The sequence below is a fragment of the Pseudomonas sp. FA-1 genome, from assembly GCF_056856075.1.
The window spans coordinates 80,790-102,426 of the sequence record NZ_JBWXTH010000012.1; the positions used below are offsets into that span (position 1 = coordinate 80,790).

15 protein-coding genes and 1 pseudogene are annotated in these 21,637 nt (G+C 61.0%); 4 read left to right on the top strand and 12 right to left on the bottom strand.

Features of this window, described 5'->3' with window-relative positions; all coding sequences use genetic code 11:
* Nucleotides 1-26 precede the first annotated feature (26 nt).
* On the top strand, nt 27-1,607 hold the full coding sequence (locus AC1MHZ_RS20410; RefSeq protein WP_482966837.1) for a GMC family oxidoreductase: 1,581 nt from the start codon (nt 27-29) through the stop codon (nt 1,605-1,607).
* A gap of 204 nt (nt 1,608-1,811) precedes the next feature.
* Here AC1MHZ_RS20410 and AC1MHZ_RS20415 read toward each other — a convergent pair whose 3' ends face one another.
* The 10 genes from AC1MHZ_RS20415 to AC1MHZ_RS20460 form a co-directional block, all read right to left on the bottom strand.
* Nucleotides 1,812-3,236: a coniferyl aldehyde dehydrogenase gene (locus tag AC1MHZ_RS20415; protein ID WP_465002154.1), complete on the bottom strand. Its 1,425-nt coding sequence runs from the start codon at nt 3,234-3,236 to the stop codon at nt 1,812-1,814.
* Nucleotides 3,237-3,324: 88 nt separating this feature from the next.
* Nucleotides 3,325-3,975: a hypothetical protein gene (locus tag AC1MHZ_RS20420; RefSeq protein ID WP_482966838.1), complete on the bottom strand. Its 651-nt coding sequence runs from the start codon at nt 3,973-3,975 to the stop codon at nt 3,325-3,327.
* Between the two features lie 33 nt (nt 3,976-4,008).
* On the bottom strand, nt 4,009-4,662 hold the full coding sequence (locus tag AC1MHZ_RS20425; protein WP_482966839.1) for a c-type cytochrome: 654 nt from the start codon (nt 4,660-4,662) through the stop codon (nt 4,009-4,011).
* Nucleotides 4,663-4,671: 9 nt separating this feature from the next.
* A complete protein-coding gene (locus AC1MHZ_RS20430; protein ID WP_368829407.1) occupies nt 4,672-6,159 on the bottom strand; it encodes a flavin monoamine oxidase family protein in 1,488 nt (495 codons plus the stop codon).
* A gap of 89 nt (nt 6,160-6,248) precedes the next feature.
* Complete coding sequence (locus AC1MHZ_RS20435; RefSeq protein ID WP_482966840.1) at nt 6,249-6,965, bottom strand: hypothetical protein; 717 nt, start codon at nt 6,963-6,965, stop codon at nt 6,249-6,251.
* Nucleotides 6,966-7,031: 66 nt separating this feature from the next.
* Entirely contained in the window at nt 7,032-8,363 is a 1,332-nt protein-coding gene (locus tag AC1MHZ_RS20440) for an NAD(P)/FAD-dependent oxidoreductase (RefSeq protein ID WP_084857570.1), read from the bottom strand.
* A gap of 167 nt (nt 8,364-8,530) precedes the next feature.
* Nucleotides 8,531-9,508 carry a WD40/YVTN/BNR-like repeat-containing protein gene (locus AC1MHZ_RS20445; RefSeq protein ID WP_084857568.1) on the bottom strand — a complete coding sequence of 326 codons (978 nt, stop codon included), beginning with the start codon at nt 9,506-9,508 and terminating at the stop codon, nt 8,531-8,533.
* 10 nt (nt 9,509-9,518) lie between these two features.
* Entirely contained in the window at nt 9,519-11,921 is a 2,403-nt protein-coding gene (locus tag AC1MHZ_RS20450) for an efflux RND transporter permease subunit (protein ID WP_324815991.1), read from the bottom strand.
* A 14-nt stretch (nt 11,922-11,935) separates the two neighbouring features.
* On the bottom strand, nt 11,936-13,582 hold the full coding sequence (locus tag AC1MHZ_RS20455; protein ID WP_324815994.1) for a DUF1302 domain-containing protein: 1,647 nt from the start codon (nt 13,580-13,582) through the stop codon (nt 11,936-11,938).
* A 23-nt stretch (nt 13,583-13,605) separates the two neighbouring features.
* Nucleotides 13,606-15,030, bottom strand: a complete 1,425-nt coding sequence (locus AC1MHZ_RS20460; protein ID WP_482966841.1) for a DUF1329 domain-containing protein — start codon at nt 15,028-15,030, stop codon at nt 13,606-13,608.
* A 777-nt stretch (nt 15,031-15,807) separates the two neighbouring features.
* Between AC1MHZ_RS20460 and qhpR the strand changes: the two genes are divergently transcribed.
* Together qhpR and AC1MHZ_RS20470 are read left to right on the top strand one after the other, a co-directional pair.
* Complete coding sequence (gene qhpR / locus AC1MHZ_RS20465) at nt 15,808-16,839, top strand: AraC-like transcriptional regulator QhpR (RefSeq protein WP_324816000.1); 1,032 nt, start codon at nt 15,808-15,810, stop codon at nt 16,837-16,839.
* Entirely contained in the window at nt 16,836-17,933 is a 1,098-nt protein-coding gene (locus tag AC1MHZ_RS20470; protein WP_084857559.1) for an AraC family transcriptional regulator, read from the top strand. Before qhpR ends, AC1MHZ_RS20470 begins: the two co-directional genes overlap by 4 nt.
* Nucleotides 17,934-17,968: 35 nt before the next feature.
* On the opposite strand, the pseudogene AC1MHZ_RS20475 reads toward AC1MHZ_RS20470, so the two are convergent.
* Nucleotides 17,969-18,757 (bottom strand): annotated as a pseudogene (locus AC1MHZ_RS20475) (acyl-CoA dehydrogenase C-terminal domain-containing protein); the annotation flags it as partial.
* 705 nt (nt 18,758-19,462) lie between these two features.
* On the opposite strand from AC1MHZ_RS20475, the gene AC1MHZ_RS20480 reads away from it, so the two are divergent.
* Nucleotides 19,463-20,191, top strand: coding sequence for a DUF899 domain-containing protein (locus AC1MHZ_RS20480; RefSeq protein ID WP_084857557.1), 729 nt, complete (start codon nt 19,463-19,465; stop codon nt 20,189-20,191).
* Between the two features lie 81 nt (nt 20,192-20,272).
* On the opposite strand, the gene AC1MHZ_RS20485 is transcribed toward AC1MHZ_RS20480, so the two are convergent.
* The gene (locus AC1MHZ_RS20485) at nt 20,273-21,472 is read right to left on the bottom strand and encodes an amino acid aminotransferase (protein ID WP_482966842.1); all 1,200 of its coding nucleotides are present in this window, start codon (nt 21,470-21,472) and stop codon (nt 20,273-20,275) included.
* Between the last annotated feature and the right edge of the window lie 165 nt (nt 21,473-21,637).

Below are 21,637 nucleotides of genomic sequence, written 5' to 3' on the forward strand. Positions count from 1 at the left end.
CCGATAATTCCCTCGAGAACAACAACATGGAATTCGATTATCTGATCGTGGGTGCCGGCTCTGCCGGCTGTGTCCTTGCCAATCGCCTCAGTGCCGATCCCAGCGTCACCGTATGCCTGCTCGAAGCGGGTCCGGAAGATCGATCACCGCTTATCCATACTCCGCTGGGCCTGGCTGCCATCTTACCGACGCGCCATGTCAACTGGGCATTCAAGACCATCCCTCAGCCGGGTCTGGGCGGGCGGGTCGGCTACCAGCCACGGGGCAAGGTGCTCGGCGGCAGCAGCTCGATCAACGGCATGATCTATATTCGCGGCCATCATGATGATTTCAACGACTGGCAGGCGCTGGGCAACGAAGGCTGGGGCTTCGACGATGTTCTGCCGTACTTTCGCAAGAGCGAAATGCACCACGGCGGCAGCAGCGAGTATCACGGCGGCGACGGCGAGCTCTACGTCAGCCCGGCCAATCGCCACGCGGCCAGCGAAGCCTTCGTGGAATCCGCGCTGCGTGCCGGGCACCGCTATAACCCGGACTTCAATGGCGCTACTCAGGAAGGTGCCGGCTACTACGATGTGACCATTCGCGACGGCCGTCGCTGGAGCACCGCGACGGCTTTCCTCAAGCCGGTCCGTCATCGCAGCAACCTTACCGTACTTACCCATACCCATGTTGAAAGTATCGTTCTGCGGGGCAAACAGGCGACCGGGGTACAGGCGTTGATCAAAGGCTCGCGCGTGCACCTGAGGGCGCGCAAGGAAGTCATAGTGTCAGCAGGCGCCTTTGGCAGCCCACACTTGCTGATGCTCTCAGGCATCGGTTCGTCAGCCGAGCTCGAGCCCCAAGGCATCGCCCTGCGCCATGAGCTCCCGGGCGTTGGCCAGAACCTGCGGGACCACGCCGACGTGGTGCTGTGCTACAAGAGCAACGACACCTCGCTGCTGGGCTTCTCCCTGAGTGGCAGCGTGAAGATGGGCAAGGCCATGTTCCACTATGCGCGCCATCGCAATGGCCCGGTCGCGAGCAACTGCGCCGAAGCCGGCGCGTTTCTCAAGACCGATCCAGGCCTGGAGCGCCCAGACATCCAGCTGCACTCGGTGATCGGAACAGTGGATGACCATAACCGCAAGCTTCACTGGGGCCATGGGTTCAGTTGCCATGTATGCGTACTGCGCCCCAAGAGCATCGGCAGTGTCGGCCTGGCCTCGCCAGACCCGCGCAAGGCGCCGCGTATCGATCCCAACTTCCTCGCCCACGACGACGATGTCACAACCTTGCTCAAAGGCTATCGCATCACCCGTGACATCGTTGCCCAGACGCCCATGGCCAGCTTCGGACTCAGGGATATATACAGCGCCGGCCTGCACAACGACGAACAGTTGATCGAGTTGCTGCGCAAACGCACCGACACCATCTACCACCCGATCGGCACCTGCAAGATGGGGCAGGACGAGATGGCCGTGGTAGATGGCCAGCTACGTGTACATGGTATCGATGGGCTGCGCGTCGTCGATGCCTCGATCATGCCGACATTGGTCGGAGGCAATACAAACGCGGCCGCGATCATGATCGCCGAACGCGCCGCGGAGTGGATTGCCCACGCCTGACACGCTCCTGCGAGAAACCGCCCTGTATTGTGCCAGGTAGGGGCGGTTTTCCGGTTTCCAAGTCTTCCCCTCCTCTTACCCTCTCCTGCCGGTCATCTCACCTGCTCTCATAAAAAAAAAGCGCCCCGAAGGGCGCTAAAAAGGGCATGACGATCGTAGCGTCAACTCGATATAGCCTCGTCAGCCCTGCTCAGCAAACCATGCTCAACGCAGCATCAGGCGCAGAAGGCCCTGGGTGAGGCGGCCATAAGGAGGTTTGAGCAAGAAGCTGCCATTGAATTTCGCCTGGTAGAAAACCGGCCGCATCTTGCTGAACGCCTGGAACCCTTCCTCGGCGTGATAGTGGCCGAGCCCTGAATTGCCCACACCGCCGAACGGCAGGTTTTCCTGCAGCACATGGAGCATCACGCTGTTGACCGAAACGCCTCCGGACAATGTCTGGCGCAGCACCGTCTCGACACGGCCGGCGTCTTCGTCGAACAGGTAGAGCGCCAAGGGCCGTTCATGGGCGTTTATGTAGCTGATCGCGTCCTCGAGCTTGCGATAAGCCAGTACCGGCAACACGGGCCCGAAGATCTCCTCCTGCATGATCAGCATGTCGTCGCGCACATCGAACACCAAGTGCGGTGTCAGCTTGCCCGCCCGGCGCGCGCCATCGACATCCGCCAGCGCGACCACGCGCGCGCCCTTGTCCCGAGCGTCCGCTAGTAACGCCTCAACCCGCGCCAGCTGGCGCGCATTGATCATGCAGGTGTAGTCAGGGTTGTCAGCCAACGGCTGTGGGTAATTTCGGGACACCGCCGCCCTGGCATGCTCCAGGAATTGCTCCTCGGAGCCGGCAGGCAAGAACAGGTAGTCAGGCGCGACGCATGTCTGTCCGGCATTCAGGCATTTGCCCCAAAGAACGCTCTCGGCAGCCTGCTTCAATGGGTAACCCGGGGCGACGACAGTGGGCGACTTGCCGCCGAGCTCCAGGGTCACAGGCGTAAGATTCTCGCTGCAATTGCGCATGATCTGCCGGCCGACCGCAGGCGAGCCGGTGAAGATCAGGTGATCGAAGGGTAGTCGGGAGAAACCGTCGTTGACACCGGCACCTGGCTGTATCACCGCCACCAGGTCCTGATTGAAACGCTTGCCCAGCAACTCGGCGAGCAACCGTCCATAGTGGCTGGAGTCGCTGGCCACCTTGATCATGGCCCGGTTACCGGCAGCCAGGGCGCCGCATAGCGGGCCCAACGTCAAGTAAAGCGGGTAGTTCCACGGCGCGGCGATACCGATAACCCCGAGCGGCTGGGCCAGCACTGCAGCGCGCGCAGGCTTGAACCAGATCCCGACACCGCGCTTACGCGGTTTCATCCAACGCTTCAGGCAACGTACGGCGTGGTTGATTTCGCTGACCAGGCCGAAGATATCGAGCATCTTGGTTTCGTGTTCCGACCGGTGGCCGAAATCGTTGGATATGGCGGCTGCGATCCGTTCGGCGTTCTCCAGCACCAGCGCCTTGAGCGCCAGTAGGTTAGCCCGTCGGGTTTCATAGGATGGATAGCGTTCCTCGGCGAATGCCTGGCGCTGAAGCGCAAAAATCTCACGCATCCGCTCTACTGCCGGGGCGACTTGCTCGATCGACATTGTGTAAGTACTCCTGGTGGTTCTCTCTGGATCGCAACGACTGCAACTGCGGTCGCGCAAACGGCCTCAACATGGAAAGCAGAGCGCGTCAGCGCACTGGAACCGCCTGGTGTTTTGTCCGTTCAAGAGCGAAGTACGCGTAGTACAACTGGATCATCATGAACGACCAACTGGCGAGCGCTATCGACATGAACACGGCCTTCGTGTCATCCCCGGGTATGGGGTAGAAATCATAGATGCAGGCCACCAGCAGCCCCAGCATCGCCGCTAGCGTGACCCCGAATGCATGCAAGTACTCGCCGACCATCGTCAGGCGGCTGATGAAGTACGCCAGATAGACCGTATAGCCAGCCCACATGATGACGTAGAAGTAGGGAAGCGGCTTGATCATGAAATCAGCCTTGATCATCACGAACGTGCAGACAAAAGTGATAGCGAATATCAAAGCGTCCTTGCCCGCCGAAGGCCGGAAGCCATGGGTGACGGCCATCAGGCCAAGCACCGTGACTATCGGGATGCCGAAGCCGCGGGAAAACGCATCGCAGAAATACGAAATACCGTAGGCGATTTGCGACTGGGTCAGCAGGTAGATCAGGAAGTTGGTGCCGGAAAATGCGACGATCAACCATTCCAGGCCCAGCAGGAAGTTGCCTCTGCGCAGGAACTTGATGCCGTAGGTGCTTCCGGAAAGCACCAGGAGGACGCAAGTGAGCAACGCAAGAACATCTTTGGTTTCCATAGCTCAGGTCTCTTTCTTGTAGGTATGAAGGCTTTACTTCGAGGTGGCCGACAAGGCGGCAAGGTAATGCGCCAGCGCCTTGCGGTCTTGCGCTGAGAGGGTCTGGGTAACCGCCTTCATCGAACCGGTTGGATCGACCCGGCTGCCCTGGGCAAAGGCGTCCAGCTGTACCAGCAGGAAGTCGGCACCTTGGCCAGCCAGACGCGGGAATGCGCCCTGGCCCATCAGCTTTTCGCCATGGCAGGCAGCACACCCGCCCGCCTTGACCAGTTTTTCGCCTTGCTGGCGCAAACCAGGATCAGGCTGGAACGTGTGGTTATCCATGGGCGTCTGGCGAGCGTAATAGTTGGCCAGCTTGTCGATTTCAGCGTCACCCAGGCTCATTGCCAGTGGCTGCATGTTCGGGAAATGGCGGATGCCATTGGCAAAGCCGTGCAACTGCGCCTTCAGGTAATCGGCGGGCTGCCCTGCCAGACTGGGATAACGCTGGTGCTGCGAGCTTCCGCGCTGCCCATGGCAGCCGTAGCAGGCATCGGTCGTCTGGGGCCAGGGCCCGTCCGCTTCATAGGCCTGGGTAGTGCTGTCGATATAGGTGACGAGGTGGTAGAAGCCCAGCAGGTCACGGCCGAACAAGGCCAGCAGGGCGACCAGCAACACTGCCGTACCCCACAACAATTTTTTTTTCATCACTGTCCCCTATGCCCGACGTAGCGAGGCTAGCGCCTGCAGCGCACTTTGATGACCTGAGCGCACGGCGCCATCCATGTATCCGGCCCAGATATCGGCAGTTTCAGTGCCCGACCAGATGAGGTTGCCGCACGGCGGACGCAACGATTCGCCATGCTCGCTCCAGAAACCAGGCGGAATCGCCGACACGCAGGTGAGGCTCCAGGGATCTGCCAGCCCCCAGTCATGATCGTGGTAGGCGACCGGCTGCAAGGCTTCATCGCCCAAGGAACGGGCGTAGATTTCGATCAGTGCCTGCTGCGCAGCCTGGTGATCGGAGGGCAGCATTGCATTGACGACGAAGGCGTTGATTACACCGATTTCGCCGTTGGGTGGGGAGTTGTCCCAGGCCCATAGCAGTGGTCCCTTGACCTGCATCGTATGGCCGTTCAAGCCCTTCTCTCGCCAGAACGGCCGCTTGTAAACCATCGCTGTCTTGCGCGCCGGGCTGTGTGCCGGCCAGGCGCGCTGCAGCGCCGCTCGCCCTTCCGGCAGCGCGGGTTCGAAGCGTACCTGGTTGCACAGGGCCGGATGGATCGCGACGATGACCCGGCGGGCGCGTATCAACCCTTGGTCAGTGTGCAGCGTGACGATGTCACGGTCCCACTCGCTGATCGCACGCACCGGGCAGGCTAGACGCAGACGGTCGCCCAACTGCTCGGCGATGCGGGTGCACAGTATCTGCGAACCGCCCACGAAGCGCGTGCCCTGGGCGCTGTCCTTGATCGAGTCCAACTTCATGTAGTCGCAGCTTGCCGAATTGATCATCGACAGAAAGTGCAGCAGACTCATCTTGGCCGGGGCCACACCACAGGTGAGCATCAAGCTGGTATCCCAGCCAGACCTGTCCTCAGGCTTGATATCTTGTTGCGCGAGCCAGTCGCCTGCCGAGAGCTTGTCCAGTTCGTCGACCTTGGAGGAAGTCCATGGCTTACCGGACGGTACCAATCTGGAGAGCTCGCTGAGCTTGGCGCCGATACGTTCATCAGTGCCGAAGGTGCCTTGCAAGTCGATCTCCAGCCGCCCTTCCCCCCCAAGAACCACGGTCTTCCCTTGGTAGTAGGTGGGGAACGTGTCTACCTGAAGCTCACGGGCCAGGTCGGCGACCGCCGTCTGCCCTGGCCCGATCCACTGCCCCCCCACCTCGGAGATGTAGCCCGAGCCCAGGTCGTAATTGAGCACCCGGCCGCCGACCCGCTCACGGGCTTCCAGCACCTGGAATGAGCGGCACCCAGCATTCAGCAGGTCGCGGGCCGCCGTGAGTCCAGCCATGCCGGCGCCAATGATGGCGACATCCAGAATGCCCTCATCGTCGCCATGCGCCGCCGCCAGAGGCTCGGCAGCGCTGGCCAGGCCGGCATGCAGGCCGAGGCCACTAACGGCCGCGGTGGCGCCAGCGAACTTCAGCAACTGCCGGCGCTTGAGATCCAATGAATTGGAGGTAGGCTTTTCAGCCATAAAAGGAGCCTCACGCTATTGTTATTCGATTGTGCTGCGCCACTGCGTGGCGCTTCAGGTCCAACAAGCAAGGGATGGAGCGTTATCGTTCAGGCGCCCAGTGGCAGGCGCAGTGCGCGGCGTCGCAACTGCACCCCGAACAACACCATCCAGAACGGGAAGATCAGTACCACGAGCACCAGCAAGGCATTGGTCAACAGATCCAGGGATGCAAAAAAGCCGGAAATGAAATACAAGCCGAAGCACCAGCCCACCACCTTCAGCGGCAGCAGGACCGAGCTCCCCCATCCGGCATTCTTCAGATACCGTCCCACGACGATTCCCCAAAATAGGACCACGGGGCCTTCGCACCACCACAGCCCGCGCTGGCTAGCCACTGCAATAGTCGTCCATGCTGCCTCGGCGCCAGCTCGCAGGGCCTCGCTGCCCGTCAAGTGCAATTGGGCCAGCGGGTTGAGCACCGAAAGTTGCAGACTTGCACCTGTCACGCCGAGCACCACATAGGTAGCGATAGCCAGCAGGGCCATGTCCCCGAGCACCCCGGCCTCATCGCGAAATTCACGCCAGAAATACGCCCCCAGAACCAACAGTGGCAGATAGAACCCCAGGATGTCGGCGAGCATCGACAACCTGAAGTACTGCCTGGCTTCAGCCGGCAGGGTAAGCATGGTCGCTCCCTGCAATGTCACGGCCATGTCGCCCTGGGTGACCATGAGCATGAAACCGACATTGAGGTAGGCGAAAAGTCCGCCGATGATCGAAACCCACGCGGTGAAACGCACGGCCTCATTCGTATAGTTGTTCATTGCATCTCCCGGGTGGACAGATAGATCAGCCTGGCGCCGCGAGGGGACGGCGCCTTGGCACAGTTGCTACGCTCGCGCCCGGCGGTTCAGGGCGTTGTCGAGCAGGTTTACACCCGCCAGAGCGGCCTTCACCGCGCACCACTGCAGAGGTTCGGGAAGCGTCGAGGGGCTCTTGTGGCGCAGCGCGGTGAGCAAGGGTTGCTCGATGCCCCCAATGCGTTCCGCCAGCAGGAAGCCGATCAGCGATTGGGTGCCAACGCCATGTCCCGAGCAACCCGCCGTGTAATAGATATTGTTGTGCGGCCCGGTTTCGCCCACCACCGGCAAGGCGTCGTAAGCCAGGCTGATATAGCCGCTCCAGCACTTGTCGATCGTCACGTCGCGCAATGACGGGAAACGGTCATCCAGGGCTTGCCTCAAAGCGGCGTAGGCCGCCCGATCCGGTTCGTTCGGGGTCTTCGAGCCATAGGCGTAGCCCAATTGTTTGGTGGTTATCAGGAGGGTGTTGCGCGCGGTCAGGCGGTGACTCTCCATGGTCCAATGAGGAGTCACGATGCCTTCGCGCCCCTGCCAACCCAGGGATTTCAGTTGTGCAGCGGACAGCGGCTGCGTCTCGATGGCCGAGACCCGCAGCGGCGTGATCTTGTCGCGCAGCAAACCCAGTTGCGGGGTGTAGGCATTGGTGGCCAGGACCATGATTGGCGCGCTCGCCGAGCCTTTCTCGGTTCGGCAGGTGATGGTTGGGCCGTCACTGTAAGACAGCAGCTTGGTCTGTTCGAACAAGCGCACACCGGCCTGCAGCGCCGCTCGGCGCAAGCCCATCACATATTTGCCGGGATCGAGCGTGCCACCGTGCTGAATACAACCGAAAAGGAACGCAGGCGGGATACCACGAGCGCGCATTTCGTCTTGATCCACGAACCGTGTGACCGAACCCAGCTCCTGGCCCAGCGCCATGCTGTGGCGCAGCCTTTTTTCCTGGGAGGGATGGATCACCGCACGGATAACACCGCTGGGGAGGTAATCGCAATCAATAGCCAGCTCACCCAGCCGTCGTTCCACGTAAGCCACGCCTTCATCATAGAAGGACACGACCTTCCTCGCCTGATCCACGCCGAGGCGCTTGTGGAACAGTTCGAACTCGACACCCATACTGCCGGCAAGGTAGCCGGCATTGCGACCGCTGGCGCCGAACCCTGCAAATGCCTGCTCGAGGACTACCACGCTGGCGCCGAGCGCGGTGAGTTCCAGGGCAGTGGACAGCCCGGCGAAACCCGCGCCGATGATGATCACATCGGCATTGATGTCCTCCTCGAGCTTCGGCTGCAGGTCGTCCGGTTGTTCGACCCACCCGCCGAGAAGGCGAAACTTGTCAACATTGCTGCGGGGCTCGGACATCGTTTGCCTCCGAAAATTGTTGTTTAGTCAGACTCTACTGCTGTGCCAGATTTAACGCAACAACTGTTATGTTGTTTTTTAAATGCATCCATCGTCAGCTATGGAAGCGGATCTGCAGGCTTGGATAAGCGCGGCCGCACCCTTGAGGACGGTGCGACCGGGCAGGCTCAGCGAGGTTTTTGATCTGAAGGCGGCGCGCTCACGCCATGGCGGGAAAACAGTAACGGCTGGCCGTCACCCTGCATGAGTGCAGCGGTCAGCGAAACGCCATCGCCGCTGCGCCTCTCGTCGAAGGTAGCGCCGCCGTCCTGGCTGTCCACCAGTAGGCCATCAAGGCCTGCCGCCAGTATGTGTTTGCCCTCTGCCTGTATGGTGGTAATCGAGCTACGGCTGTTCAGCGGTATGCGCTGCCACGCACGTGCGTCCGGCGTACCGCGCAACAAGGTACCGCGTTGCCCGCCTACCAGCAGACGCCCATCCGGCAGCACGGCACCACTCCACAGCGAGCCCTGGTAGCCGGTGTCCAGGTAACGCCAGGTCTTGCCCCGGTCATCCGAGCGCAGCAACTTGCCATGCTCGGCGGTGGCATAGACGGCCCCCTGCCCATCGCTGAACAGGCTCAACAGGTTGAGGTCGGCGCGACTAGCACCAGGCTGGGGTTGCAAGGTGCGTTCGGTCCATGTGCCCCCGCCGTCGTCGGTTGTGAGTATCAGCGACCACAACCCTACCGCCACGCCTTGTTGGCGATCAAAGAAATGCACCGCGAACAGCGGGCGGTCGACATCGCTGTCGATGCGCTGCACCGACCAGGTTTCTCCGCCATCACCGCTGGCCAGGATCGCGCCCCAGTGGCCAACGGCCCAGCCGTTACTGGCATCGACGAAGCTGACACTGGTCAACGTGCTTGACAAGGGTACGCCGTGGGCCTGCCGGTAGCTGCGCCCATGGTCGTCGGAAAGCAACACGATGCCATGGTCACCGACGGCCACCACCCGCTCCCCCGCTTGGCCCGCGCCCAGCATCATGGCGTGCGCGGCATTGCTGGCAGGTGCCACCGGCACCGCTTGCAGCCCCGCGGCCCAAGGCGCGGCCATTGGCATGGCCGCTAACAGGGCGATGCCCATGACCCGTTTCAGGTAGTGCATGTCATTCTCCTCAATGGGTCAGCGCGCCGACCATGCGCACCGGGCACTTGCGTGGGAACACCCGTTCCAGCCAGACGGCGAACGCTGGCAGCACCGTCATGGCCATGACCATGTTGACCATGAACATAAAGGCCAGCAGTTTGCCCATGTCAGCCTGGAACTTGAGCTCAGAGAACGACCAAGTGGCAACGCCAACCGCGAGCGTGAGCGCAGTGAAGATGGTCGCGATCCCGACTTCGCGCAGGGCGCAGGCCACCGCGGTGGCGATGGACTGGCCATGGGCCTGGTGCAGTTGGATGCGGTTGTAGATGTAGAACGCGTAGTCGACACCGATGCCCACCGCCAGGACCATCACCGGCAGGGTGGCGATGGTCAGGCCGATCTGCAGCTCCTTCATGAACCAGTAACCGATGAAGGTGCCGAGGGTCAGCGGCAAACAGCACACCAGCACTGCCCTGAGGTCGCGGTAGACGATGAACACCAACAAGGCGATCGCCGCATAGACATAGAGCAGCATCGGCGTTTCACTCTTCTCGACCTCCTCGTTGATCGCCGCGATCACCCCGGCATTGCCTGACGCCAGGCGCACTGCAATGCCCTGCTGCGGATAGGCAGTGCGAAACGCCTTCACCGCATCGATTACTCGGGAGATGGTGGTGGCTTTGTGGTCAGCCAGATACAGGTGCACCGCGGTCATGCTGCAATCGGTGCGCATCAGGCCAGGCAAGCGCCCCACCTCGGCGGCCAGAGACGAATAGTTCATCGGGTCGATGGGCACCGCGCTCATCTTCGGATTGCCTTCGTTGTAGCCCTCGTTGAACTGGCGCATCGCTGATGAGAACGACGCCACTGAGAGCACCCCAGGTACCCCTTCCATGGCCCAGACGAAGCGGTCCTGATATTGCCCCAGCGCGGTATCCTCGCAAGCATTGGCACTGCCATCCGGCCCTGGCCGTACCTCGAAGACCACGCTCAGCCAATCGAGGCCGATGTCATAATTGCTGGCAATGGCCACGGCATCGCGGTTGAAGCGTGAATCCTCCCGCAGCTCCGGCGCCCCTGCCTGAAGCGAGCCGACCACACGGTCGTGGCTTTGCCAGACGGCCATGACGAATACGGCCACGGCAACCACCAGCACCCAGCGGGCGTTGCGCCAGTCCGCCAGCCTCGCCAGGTCTTCCAGCCAGCGCGACCGCCGTTGGCGCGACACTTCCTCGGCAGCGGCATAGCGTGCATCGACCTTCAGCATCGAAGCCACCAACGGCAGCATCACCAGATTGGTGACAATCTTGTAGGCGACGCCAAGCGAGGCGGTGATCGCCAGTTCGCGGACCATGGGGATGGGGATCAGCAGCAGGGTGACGAAGGACACCAACGCGGTAACCAACGCCAAAGTGCCGGGTATCAGCAGCCCGCGGAAGCTGGAGCGGGCAGCCTGCGCGGCAGGCTTGCCATCAGCGATCTCGCGGACGATGTAGTTTATCTGCTGTACACCGTGGGAAACGCCAATGGCGAAGACCAGGAACGGCACCAGCACCGCCAGCGGATCGAGGCCATAGCCCAACAGGCGCAAGCTACCGAATTGCCAGACCAGCGACGTCAACGAGCAACCCAGCGCGAGCAACGTGAAGCGCACCGAGTGGCAGTACCAGTACACCGCCGCCGCCGTCAGTAGCAAGGCCAGCAAGCAGAACTCCAGCACCGCTGCTGCGCCATCGGCGATATCGCCAATCTGCTTGGCGAAACCGATCAGCTGGATCTCGAAGTCGGCATCCTCGAACGGCTGTCGCAATTGCTGCTCCAGCACACGGTTGTAGGCCACATAGTCCAGGCGCTGCCCATGGACATCGTATTCGTTGAGCTCGGCAGTGATCATCGCACTGGTCTGGTCCCTGGAAACCAGGGTGCCGATATAGCCGCCCTGAGCGGTGGAATCAGCAATGCGCCCGATGATAGTGGCATCCAGCCGCTCGGGGGTCACCGTTCCCGGCACCAACGGGTCGGCACGAAAGCCCTCCTCCGTGATTTCGTTGACGAAGGCGTTCGGCGTCCAGAGCGAGCGGACACTGCTGCGAGAAACACTGGGCAGGAACGTGACTGCCTGGGTCACATCGGCCAACCGGCGTAACCCCGCCTCGCTCCAGATGGTGCCGTTGCGCGCCCTGACCACAATGGTCAGGCGGTTCGCGCCGAGCAGGTCGCCGCGGTATTGCTTGAATGTCTCCACGTATTCATGACCAATCGGCAACTGCTTCTCGAATCCTGCATCCATGCGCAGATGCACGGCGAACCACGCCATACCCAGGGTGAACGACGCGAGCGTCGCCAGCACCCAGCCACGATGCCCGAACAACCAGGCTTCGCCGCATGCCAGCAGGCCACGCGGCGGTGTTTCTTTGATCTTGATAGACATGTTCACGGCAGGCCTCACAGAGTGCGCGAAACGACGACACCTACGTAGTCGCGATCACGGAACAGCTGGTCATAGGGCGTGTCGCCTCCCATGAACTTGGCGTAGTTGAACGACACCTGCCAACTGGCAGGGTTACGCACGAAGTTGAGGTAGAGATTCATGCTGCTGGCATCTTCGGTAAAGGTCGCCGAGAGGTTGGGCGTTCGTCCACCGAGGGAGCGTGAATAGAAGATCCCTGGCGTCACCTGCCAGCCTGGGACCAAAGTGCCGTCGTAGGTGAGGCTGAAGTCCAGGTTGATCCCCGATGAGGTCTTGTCACCCCGAGCCTTTGGCGCCGTCGCAGGGTCCAGCTGCCAGGTATTGCCGCCGGCGGCAATAATCTCGCCGTCATAGCTACGGTGCAGCCCCGGGTACTTGATGACCACCAGCTCGGTCAGCAACGTGCCGGTGCTGGCGCCGGTGAAATCGAGCAGGGTGGGCGAATTGGACGGCGTCATGCTGTAAAGCCCGGTGAGGTGCCACTGGAACTTCTTCTCGTCCTTCCAGCACTTGCCGCCATTGTTGCTGCACAAATCCAGCACCGGGTTGAGCGGCACTGCGTCCTTGGGCCGGTAGGATAGCTCGGTACCCACCGCCCAATCGCCGATCGGCATGTTCGCGCTGATGCCGTACAGCATGCGGTCTTCCGGATACTCCCACTTCTGCGCCAAGGCGAAGGTGTCCGTGTCCAGCAGGCGCATCGTCAGCGATGGCAGCTTGTCGTGGTAGCGCAGCACGTACAAGCCGACGTTCAGGTCGCTGTCCTGCGGCTGCCAACGCAGCGAAAGGCCCCATTGCCCGCTGTCGCGGGCGTCCTTGTCGTCGAACCCGTAGGTCTTCATCCCGCTACCCAGCGCCGTGGTGTAGGACCAGTAGCTGCCCACCGGTGGCACCTCGCTCTTGTTCCAGGCGAACTGGTAATAGGCCTCGATGTTGACCCCACTACCGAGACCCGATGCCAGGCTCAGCATCGGTGCCGGGAGCACCGCTTCCTTCAGTTGCACGCCCGGGCGCGAGAGCGCCTGGATGTCGTAGGCGTTGGTGTTGTTGATACCGCCTTGCACGAATAGGCTCTCGCCCCAGTTGATCACCTGGTTCCCCAGGCGGGCGCGGACCCGCTGGTCGCCGACATCAAAGCCCTTGCTTACCCACAGGTCGAGCAGGCGCGCCTTGAACTCCAGGTCATCGCGGGCGGCACTGGTCAGCCCGTCCTTGCCCACGCCATCAGGGGTGTAGAACGACAATGCGCCGCTGGTATCAGTGGCCGCGAAATCGCGGATCCAGCTGCCGCGAGCCATGAAGGTGAAGTCTTCCGGCATTTTTAACAGCAGTTCATGGGTGCCTTTCAGATAATGGGTGAACAGGTCGCCCTTGTCGTAGTTGAGGTCACCTTGGTCGCCAATTCCGGAGGTCTGTGCCAGGCAACCGCTGGGCGGATGATGCCCACTGGTACCCTGGTTGATCAGGTTGCAGGCCTGGGACTCGGTGCGAATACCCATGCCGTAGGAAATCGTCGAATCGAACGAGCCCCTGACGGTCTCGGTCTCGAAAGTGAACCCCATTGCCAGGGGAGTCATGCACGCAATAGCAAGGCCTGATGCTTTTGTGATTGTTGTTTTCATGGCGGCGCTCGAAGTGGAGAAGTTCAACGTTCGCTGATGGCACGCAGGTTGTCCGAGGTGTAGAAGTCACGCTTCAGACGGGGGTTGCCGGCATCCTCGGTGAGCCAGCGATGGTCTTTCTTGCCGACGCCAATGGAGGTCATATCGTAGAGGTAGCGACCGTCTACCAGGTTGTACTGGACCTGGGCTTCCATATCGCAGGTGCCGGTCTCGTAGACAGGGATGGGGTAGCCCTCGCGGACTTTCCAGATCTGCCCTTGCTTGTCATAGTCAACCGCAACCAGGCCGTTCCAGCTGTCCTCGTCGATATAGAACACACGCTTGGGCGCCTGGTGGCGCATGCCCTGGCGTACGGTCGCCTCGACGACCCAGACCCGGTGCAGCTCATAGCGGCGGTACTGCGGCGCAAAGGCGTTCTGCTGCGCAACATCCTCGATACGGGCAGATGCGTCATACGCCCCGAACGAGTTGTAGGGCACCAGCAGCTCCTGCTTGCCGACCAGCTTCCAGTCAAAGCGATCCATCGGACCGAAGAAGATGTTCGACTCGTCGATGGTGTACTGGTTATCCAGGCCGATCTGCGGCGAGTCATAGGAATACGACGGCATGCGACGCACCCGGCGCTGGCCAGGGAAGTAGTAGAAGGTGCTCGCCTGCTCGCCGGCCTTGGTCGTGACTACCCCGGCCTGGCCAGCCAGTGCAGCCGGCTCGTTGTAGGAGAAGTAGGTGGCCACCTCGAGTCGGTCGAACGAAGAGAACAGCGCACTGCCCTTCTGCCCCCACGGCGTGAACATGAACCAGTCGGTCGAGGTCTGCAACCAGCTCCCGCCACCGGGACGCGGAGAAAGGCCGGACACCGTCTTGGACATGTCGAAGCCTATGCCGCGGTAGCGCATCTTCATGTTCCACATGACCTCGGCGCCTGTGGTCGGCATGGGAAACGGAATGCCGGGAACATGAGCGTCCTGCAGCGCAACCCCGTCGGCGTCGAGCGTGGCGAAACCGACATTCTTGCGCGTATTGTCGACGACAAAGTCCGGTGCACCGCAGGTGCGTCGGGTCGGATAGACATCCATCCGGAAATCGGGAATTTTCTTGAACAGCTCCAACTGGCCTGGAGAAAGCTGCTTGGCGTACTGTGCTACGTTGGCTGCGGTAATGCTATAGAGCGGCTGATCATCCTTGAACCTCCAGGACTGCCCCCGCACCTGCCCATAACTCCAGCCTGTGTCCTGCTTGCCAGGCGGCGCCCAGGCGGGAATCACGCCATCGGCGCTCGCAGCAACTTCAGCACCCAAGGGCGTCAGTTTCGTTCCCAATTGCGAAGCATCGTTCTGCGCAGCCTGCACTGCGCCGCAGGCGGCCAGTGCCGCAAGTGCCAGGACCAATGACCGCCCTCGGCAGCCAATGGAAGTTCCAATATCAAGGCGCTGAATCACATCTTTCATGCGAGGTTCCTCACGAGCTCTTGGCGACCGTTCGACATGCCTCGTTCGAGGCACGATTTACGGCTGGGTTTGTTTCAAAGCATGGTCAGATGGCGACCACGCAATGACACAGCAATTTGTTTGCCAATATTTTTTCATGTTTATTTTCAATTAGTTACATTTTTATAACGATTGATATGTGATACCTGACAACTCAGATGCCCATCTCTGAAGCACGCACAAGAACAAAATGTGCAATTACGGAACACTTGTTACCTTAATTCGATGAGAATGCATTCTCCCCTGCCCCGGGCGGATCCGAGCGGGGCAGGCAGGCGTCATCGAGGAAAGTAAAAAGTGGAAGGCCGCAATGAGCGCTCAATTACGCAGGCAGGCTTTGGTCAAGGCGACATTCAATGAGCCTGTGCCCTAATGCCGAAAAACATCGCCGATTCCGGCAACGGGGTGAATGTGAGGGGTAATGCCGGGGCTCGCAGAAGCGCCCACAGTCGACAGGTAGACACCACCTGCAACCAGCACAACGAACACAATGACGATAAGCATTCGAGTCATGACGGTCTCCGTAATCGGCGCTTGGCCGCAGCAGAGTTTGTTTTTGTTGGTGCGTCCTCTCCGAGTCTGACGGGCAAAGATGCTTGATTGCTTCACATATCGCGCCACTAAACAGGCTTTTTATGACAGCCTGGAAAGCCATGTTCCAGGGTGGCGGACAGCTGTTACGATGCCCCATCACCACCTCGGGCATTGCATGCACACTGCCGGACCAGAACCTTCGACATGACTTCTTTCGTCCTCGACATCGCCCTGCTCGGTTTCGACGAGTTCTCGACTCGCCAGGGTCTGGATGCCCGTGCGCTGCTTGAAGAGGCAGGCGTGTTGGACGGCCGGACTGACCTGCCGCTCAGCGGTGAACGCTTTGCCGCACTCCTAGAGTTGGCGTCGCGCAGGTCCGGCAATGCGCTGTTCGGCCTGCAGCTTGGCTTGCAACAAGGGCTTTCGGCGCTGGGAACGCTGCACTATGTGGTAAGCAGCGCCCACACGGTTGGCGATGCGCTGCAGGCATTGATTCGCTATTTCCCGACCCACAGCAATGGCGCGGAGCTAAGGCTTGAGCAGCGGGGAAATCAAGCCTGGTTGCTCTATGACGTGATAGACGCAAACGTGACAGCCACTCGGCAGACCGTCGAGCTTGCCATGGCGCTCGGCACCCGGATCATGGAGAGCCTCCTAGGGCGGGCCTGGAAACCCCAGGAGCTTCTGCTTCGCCACGCTGCCGGCACCCGTCTGAACACTTACCGAGCCTTGCTGGACATCACTCCGCGCTTCGACAGCGCAGTCAATGCCTGGGTATTCGATCACGCCCTGCTGAGCCACGCGCTCGGTGAGCGTGATGCTGGCTTGCAGGTGTTAATGAAAAACCACTATGACGCGTTTGCGTACCTCACCCTGCGCGAACTCCCCGCCCATGTGCAACGGCTAATGCGGCACGGCCTTTGCGATGGCCAGGCCAGCCTTGAACAGATAGCCAGGCAACTTGCGCTCAGCCCGCGGACTCTGCAGCGTTACCTGCAAGCCGAAGGTACCCACTTCCAGGCTTTGCTGGACAATACCCGGCAAGCCATGGCCAAGCGTTATCTCTGTGACTCCACCGTGAATCTGACACAGCTTTCCGCGTTGCTTGGCTACACCAGTCTGGGCGCCTTTTCCCGCGCTTTTACCCGCTGGAACGGCATCAGCCCACAGAAATGGCGGCAACAACAGACAGGGCAACTGGCTGCACTGGAAGCCCACGAGGCGTCTCAGCCATGAAAGCGGTATCCGCCACGCCCCGCGAGCGCAGAACGACCACTGGCTCATTCATCCGTGCGCTGGCGCTCAGCAAATTTACCGAATTCGCCAGCAATGACGGGCTCAGGCCGACGGCAATGCTCCGGCTGATGGCTTTGCCTGTGGACGTAGAACAATTCCCCCAGCAGATCCTTGCCTACCAACGCTACTGCGGATTGCTGGATTTGTGCGCACAACATGCCGAGCAGCCGCTGTTCGGTTTGCGGTTCGGGATGCACCAAGGGCTAGCGGTATTCGGTGACATGCTCTATCTGCTTGGCAGCACCCAATCGGTAGGCGAAGCACTGCTGGAGCTCAAGGACAATTATGCGGTGTTCAATGGTGCGGTCAGCATGGAGCTCCTACCTGCACGCGATCAGGTTCGCCTCGAGTTTTCAACACCTCGGCAGTACGGTCCCGGGCAGTTCCAGGCCGCAGAGCTGATGTGCGCCGTGGCCCTGAAACTGTTGCGTGCGATGATCGGTGACGAATGGCAACCTGATCATGTGGCCTTTACCCATGCGCCACTTGGCAGCGAGCAGGACTACAGGAGCATCCTTGGCTCACCTCCGATGTTTTCGTCGGCGTTTACCGGCCTGGTCTTTCCACGGGATGTCCTGTCGATGCCGCTGAACGCCAAGGACACAACATTGCACCAATTGCTGGAAACACACATAGGCCGAATGGAGCGCTTGTCCAGCGCGGCACTCCCTGGATCCATCAAGCAGCTGCTCCGCCACCTGCTTCCCAGCGGCCGTGCGACAGTGGACAAGGCCGCCAGCTGGATGGTCCTGAATCCACGGTCGTTGCAACGTCAACTCTTCGCCGAAGGGACTTCATTCCAGCAGCTTCTGGACGAAGTGCGCCAGGAATCAGCCCAGCACTACCTGAAGGATCCTGCCATCAGCATGAGCAGGCTAGCTAAGCTTCTGGGATATGCAGACTCGAGTGGCTTCAGCCGCGCCTTTCATCGCTGGTTTGGCGTTACCCCGCTCCAATGGCAACGAAGAACCGGGCTGACCAGGCAACCCCGCTTGCTCCGAGGTCGAAAAAACTACAACGGCCCTGCCGAGTGAAGACGGCTTGGCAACACTGTTGCCATGCGCATGACTCAGAACTGCGAACTGTCCAGCAGATAAAGCGATTCACTTCCGGCTTTCACCGAGGCTATCAATGAATGGATCCGAGGTAGCAGGCGGGCAAAGTAGAAACGCGCAGTACCCAGCTTGCTTGCGTAGAAGTCGTGTTGACCTGCTTTGGGCAGCGCCGTATGAGCCATTCGCGCCCACATATAGGCGTAGACGGTGTAGCCAAAGACATGCAGGTACTCGACCGAGGCGGCACCCACTTCGTTGGGATCACCCTTGGCGCGGTCCAGGATCCAGTCCGTCAACTCCTCAAGATTGAGGACCGCAGCTTTCAAGGGTGCGGTAAATTCGGCCAGTGTTGGTGGCGCCGAATGGATGAAACCCAGCACCTCGTCGATCAAGGTTTTCGCAGAGGCGCCTCCCGTTCCCAGGACCTTGCGGCCGAGCAGATCCAGCGCCTGAATGCCATTCGTACCCTCATAGATCTGAGTGATACGGCAGTCACGTACCAATTGTTCCTGGCCCCATTCGCGAATATAACCATGCCCGCCAAACACCTGTTGGCCGTGCAACGTGGCTTCCAACCCCATATCGGTCAGGAATGCCTTGGCAACCGGCGTCAGCAACGCGACCAGTTGTTCTGCGCGCTTGCGCTCGCCGGCGTCTTCGCTGTACCTGGACTTATCCAGCTGCATGGCGACATAGCTGGAAAATGCCAATCCTTGGACGCCCACGCCCAGTCGTTCGTAGTTCATCATGGTGAACATCGCAGCCAGGCCTTTGTTCGGCTCGCCGACCAGCCAGGTCGGTGCCGGCATGCGGTTCGGTCAGTCAATATCTCGCGCACACATTCATGAATTGCTCTTTTTCTGGCGCGATTTGTTAAGTCTCTGTCAGCCGGAGTCTTTAGACTTCCGATAATCAAAAACAAAAACGGCAACCCGCCGATCGCTGGAATCGGAGAGATCATGCGCCGCATTGCATTCATCGGTACGGTCACGATTTTGCTCACAGGCACCTTGTATTCGGCAGACCAAATCGTGCACACCAGCCCCCTTTACCCTTGGCCTGTCTATCTAATGTCCAGTGTCGCGGACCTCCTCAAACTCTTGCGCGATGCATGGGGGATCCAATACTGATTGGCCCAACCTCCACCACGTCAATCGTCAGAGACCACGGCTTTGGGTTCGGTAATGCACTGGCGCACGAGCCCTAATGGCTGCCAACCCACATCAACGCAAAACGCCACCACGCCCTATCGAGGAAAACTGAAAGCACTTTGAATACAGCCCAAGGTTCCGAGACTTGCTCGGGCGGCTTTAGCGTTTCATGGAAATTCACGCATACCCAGCCGAGCAGGAATATCACGCCTATATCGAACTGCTGTGCTCATCCTCAAGTCGGTCTATATCGCACAGTAAAACCGACGCCCGTTCGTCGCCCAACAGCCAGGCGCAGTCGATCAGCCCCCTCGCCGCTCGACCAGTAGCTGACCCCCCCCAACGGAGTCAGCCACCATGAGCAATTCCCCGATCGACCACGAGGTGGTCACCCGCAGCCAATGGCTCGCCGCACGGCGCCAGTTGTGGCTGCACGAGAAGGCCTTCACCCACCAACGTGACGAACTCGCCGCAGCCCGGCGAGCCTTGCCTTGGGTGAAGGTCGAGCAGGCCTACCGTTTCCAGGGGCCGGGAGGTGAATTGGGTTTGGCCGACCTGTTCGCCGGGCGCAGCCAGTTGCTGGTCTATCACTTCATGTTCGCCGAGGGCTGGAGCGAAGGCTGCCCAGGGTGTTCGTTCCTGGCCGATCATTTCGACGGTGCCAACCTGCACCTGGCGCACCACGATGTATCGCTGGTGGCGGTGTCGCAGGCGCCGTATGCCCAGTTCCAGGATTTTCGCCGACGCATGGGCTGGCGCTTTCCCTGGTTCTCCTCCAACGGCAGCCGTTTCAACGAGGACTTCGGCGTGCGCATGGCCACCGACGGCTCGGCGCAGTACAACTACGAGCCCTATACGGGCAACGAGCGGGAGCTGCCGGGGCTGAGCGCGTTCTATCGGGACGACGACGGCGAGGTGTACCACACCTATTCCACCTATGCCCGGGGGCTGGACATCCTGGTGGGGGCGTACAACTTCCTCGATGTCGCGCCGCTGGGGCGTAACGAGGAAGGCACCATGGACTGGGTGCGTCACCATGACCGCTATGCGGCGAGCGCCCAAGCGGGGCATTGCTGCCATGAGTGAACGAACGAGGGGCCTGACGCGCAGGCCCCTCATTCCAGGCGAACAACCTGCCGGGCACCGTGAAGGTACCCTGGCGAGGCTTCAGCCCTGTTGCACGGCCGCGAAGGCCTCGGCCACGCGACGCAGGTTGGCCGGGCGCAGCCCGGACATGCATACCCGGCCGCTGTCGATGAGGTACACACCGAACTCGTCACGCAGGCGGCGCACCTGGGCGACGCTGAAGCCTGTGTAGCTGAACATGCCGCGCTGACGCAGGAAGAACTGGAAGTCCTGGCCTGGCAGCAGCTCGCCGAGCAGGTCCACCAGGCCCTGGCGCATGTCGAGGATACGCTTGCGCATCACTTCGACTTCCGCCACCCATTGGGCGTTGAGGCCGGCATCACCCAGTACGCCGGCCACCAGCTGGGCGCCGTGGCAGGGTGGGCTGGAATAGTTGCGGCGCACGGTGGCCTTGAGCTGACCGAGCACGCTCTGGGCGGTGGCGTCGTCGTCGCAGACCACCGACAAGCCCCCTACCCGCTCGCCATACAGCGAGAAGATCTTCGAGAACGAATTGCTCACCAGGCACGGCACGCCGGCACGGGCCATTTCGCGAATGGCGTAGGCATCTTCCACCAGGCCTTCGCCGAAACCCTGGTAGGCGATATCCAGGAACGGAATCAGCTGGCGCGCTTTGACCACCTCGACCACCTGTTGCCATTGGCTCTGGTCCAGGTCGACGCCGGTGGGGTTGTGGCAGCATGGGTGCAGCAGGACGATGCTGTTCGGCTCCAGCGCCTGCAGCGTGCCGAGCATGCCGGCGAAGTCCAGGCCACGGCTGGCCGCATCGAAGTACGGGTAGGTGTGGACCTTGAAGCCTGCACCTTCGAAGATGGCGCGGTGGTTGTCCCAGGTCGGGTTGCTGACCCAGACCTGCGACTGCGGGAAGTAGCGCTTGAGGAAATCGGCACCGACCTTCAGCGCACCGGAACCGCCGACGGTCTGCACGGTGGCCACGCGACCACCGGTCACGGCCGGGTGGTCGGCCCCGAACAGCAGTGCCTGGATCGCCTGGCGGTAGCTGGCCAGACCTTCCATGGGCAGGTAAAGCGAGGCTTCGTGGGGCCGGTCGGCCAGGCGCTTCTCCACCTCGCCCACCGCCGCCAGTTGCGGCACCACGCCCGCTTCGTCGTAGTACAGGCCGATACTCAGGTTGACCTTGTCGGCACGGGGGTCGGCCTTGAAGGTCTCCATCAGCGAGAGAATCGGGTCGCCGGCATAGGCATCGACATGTTTGAACACAGCGCACAGCTCCTTGGATCAGGACAGTTCGGGGAATGCTGCCTGCGAGGATACCTGCAGTGGCGCTGGAGGAACATCACTGATGTGCAAGGGTGTCAATGCAGCCTTGCATGTTCGGCTTTGCACGTTTGACGCCTGTGGGATCGAGCGCCGCGCGGGCGGCGC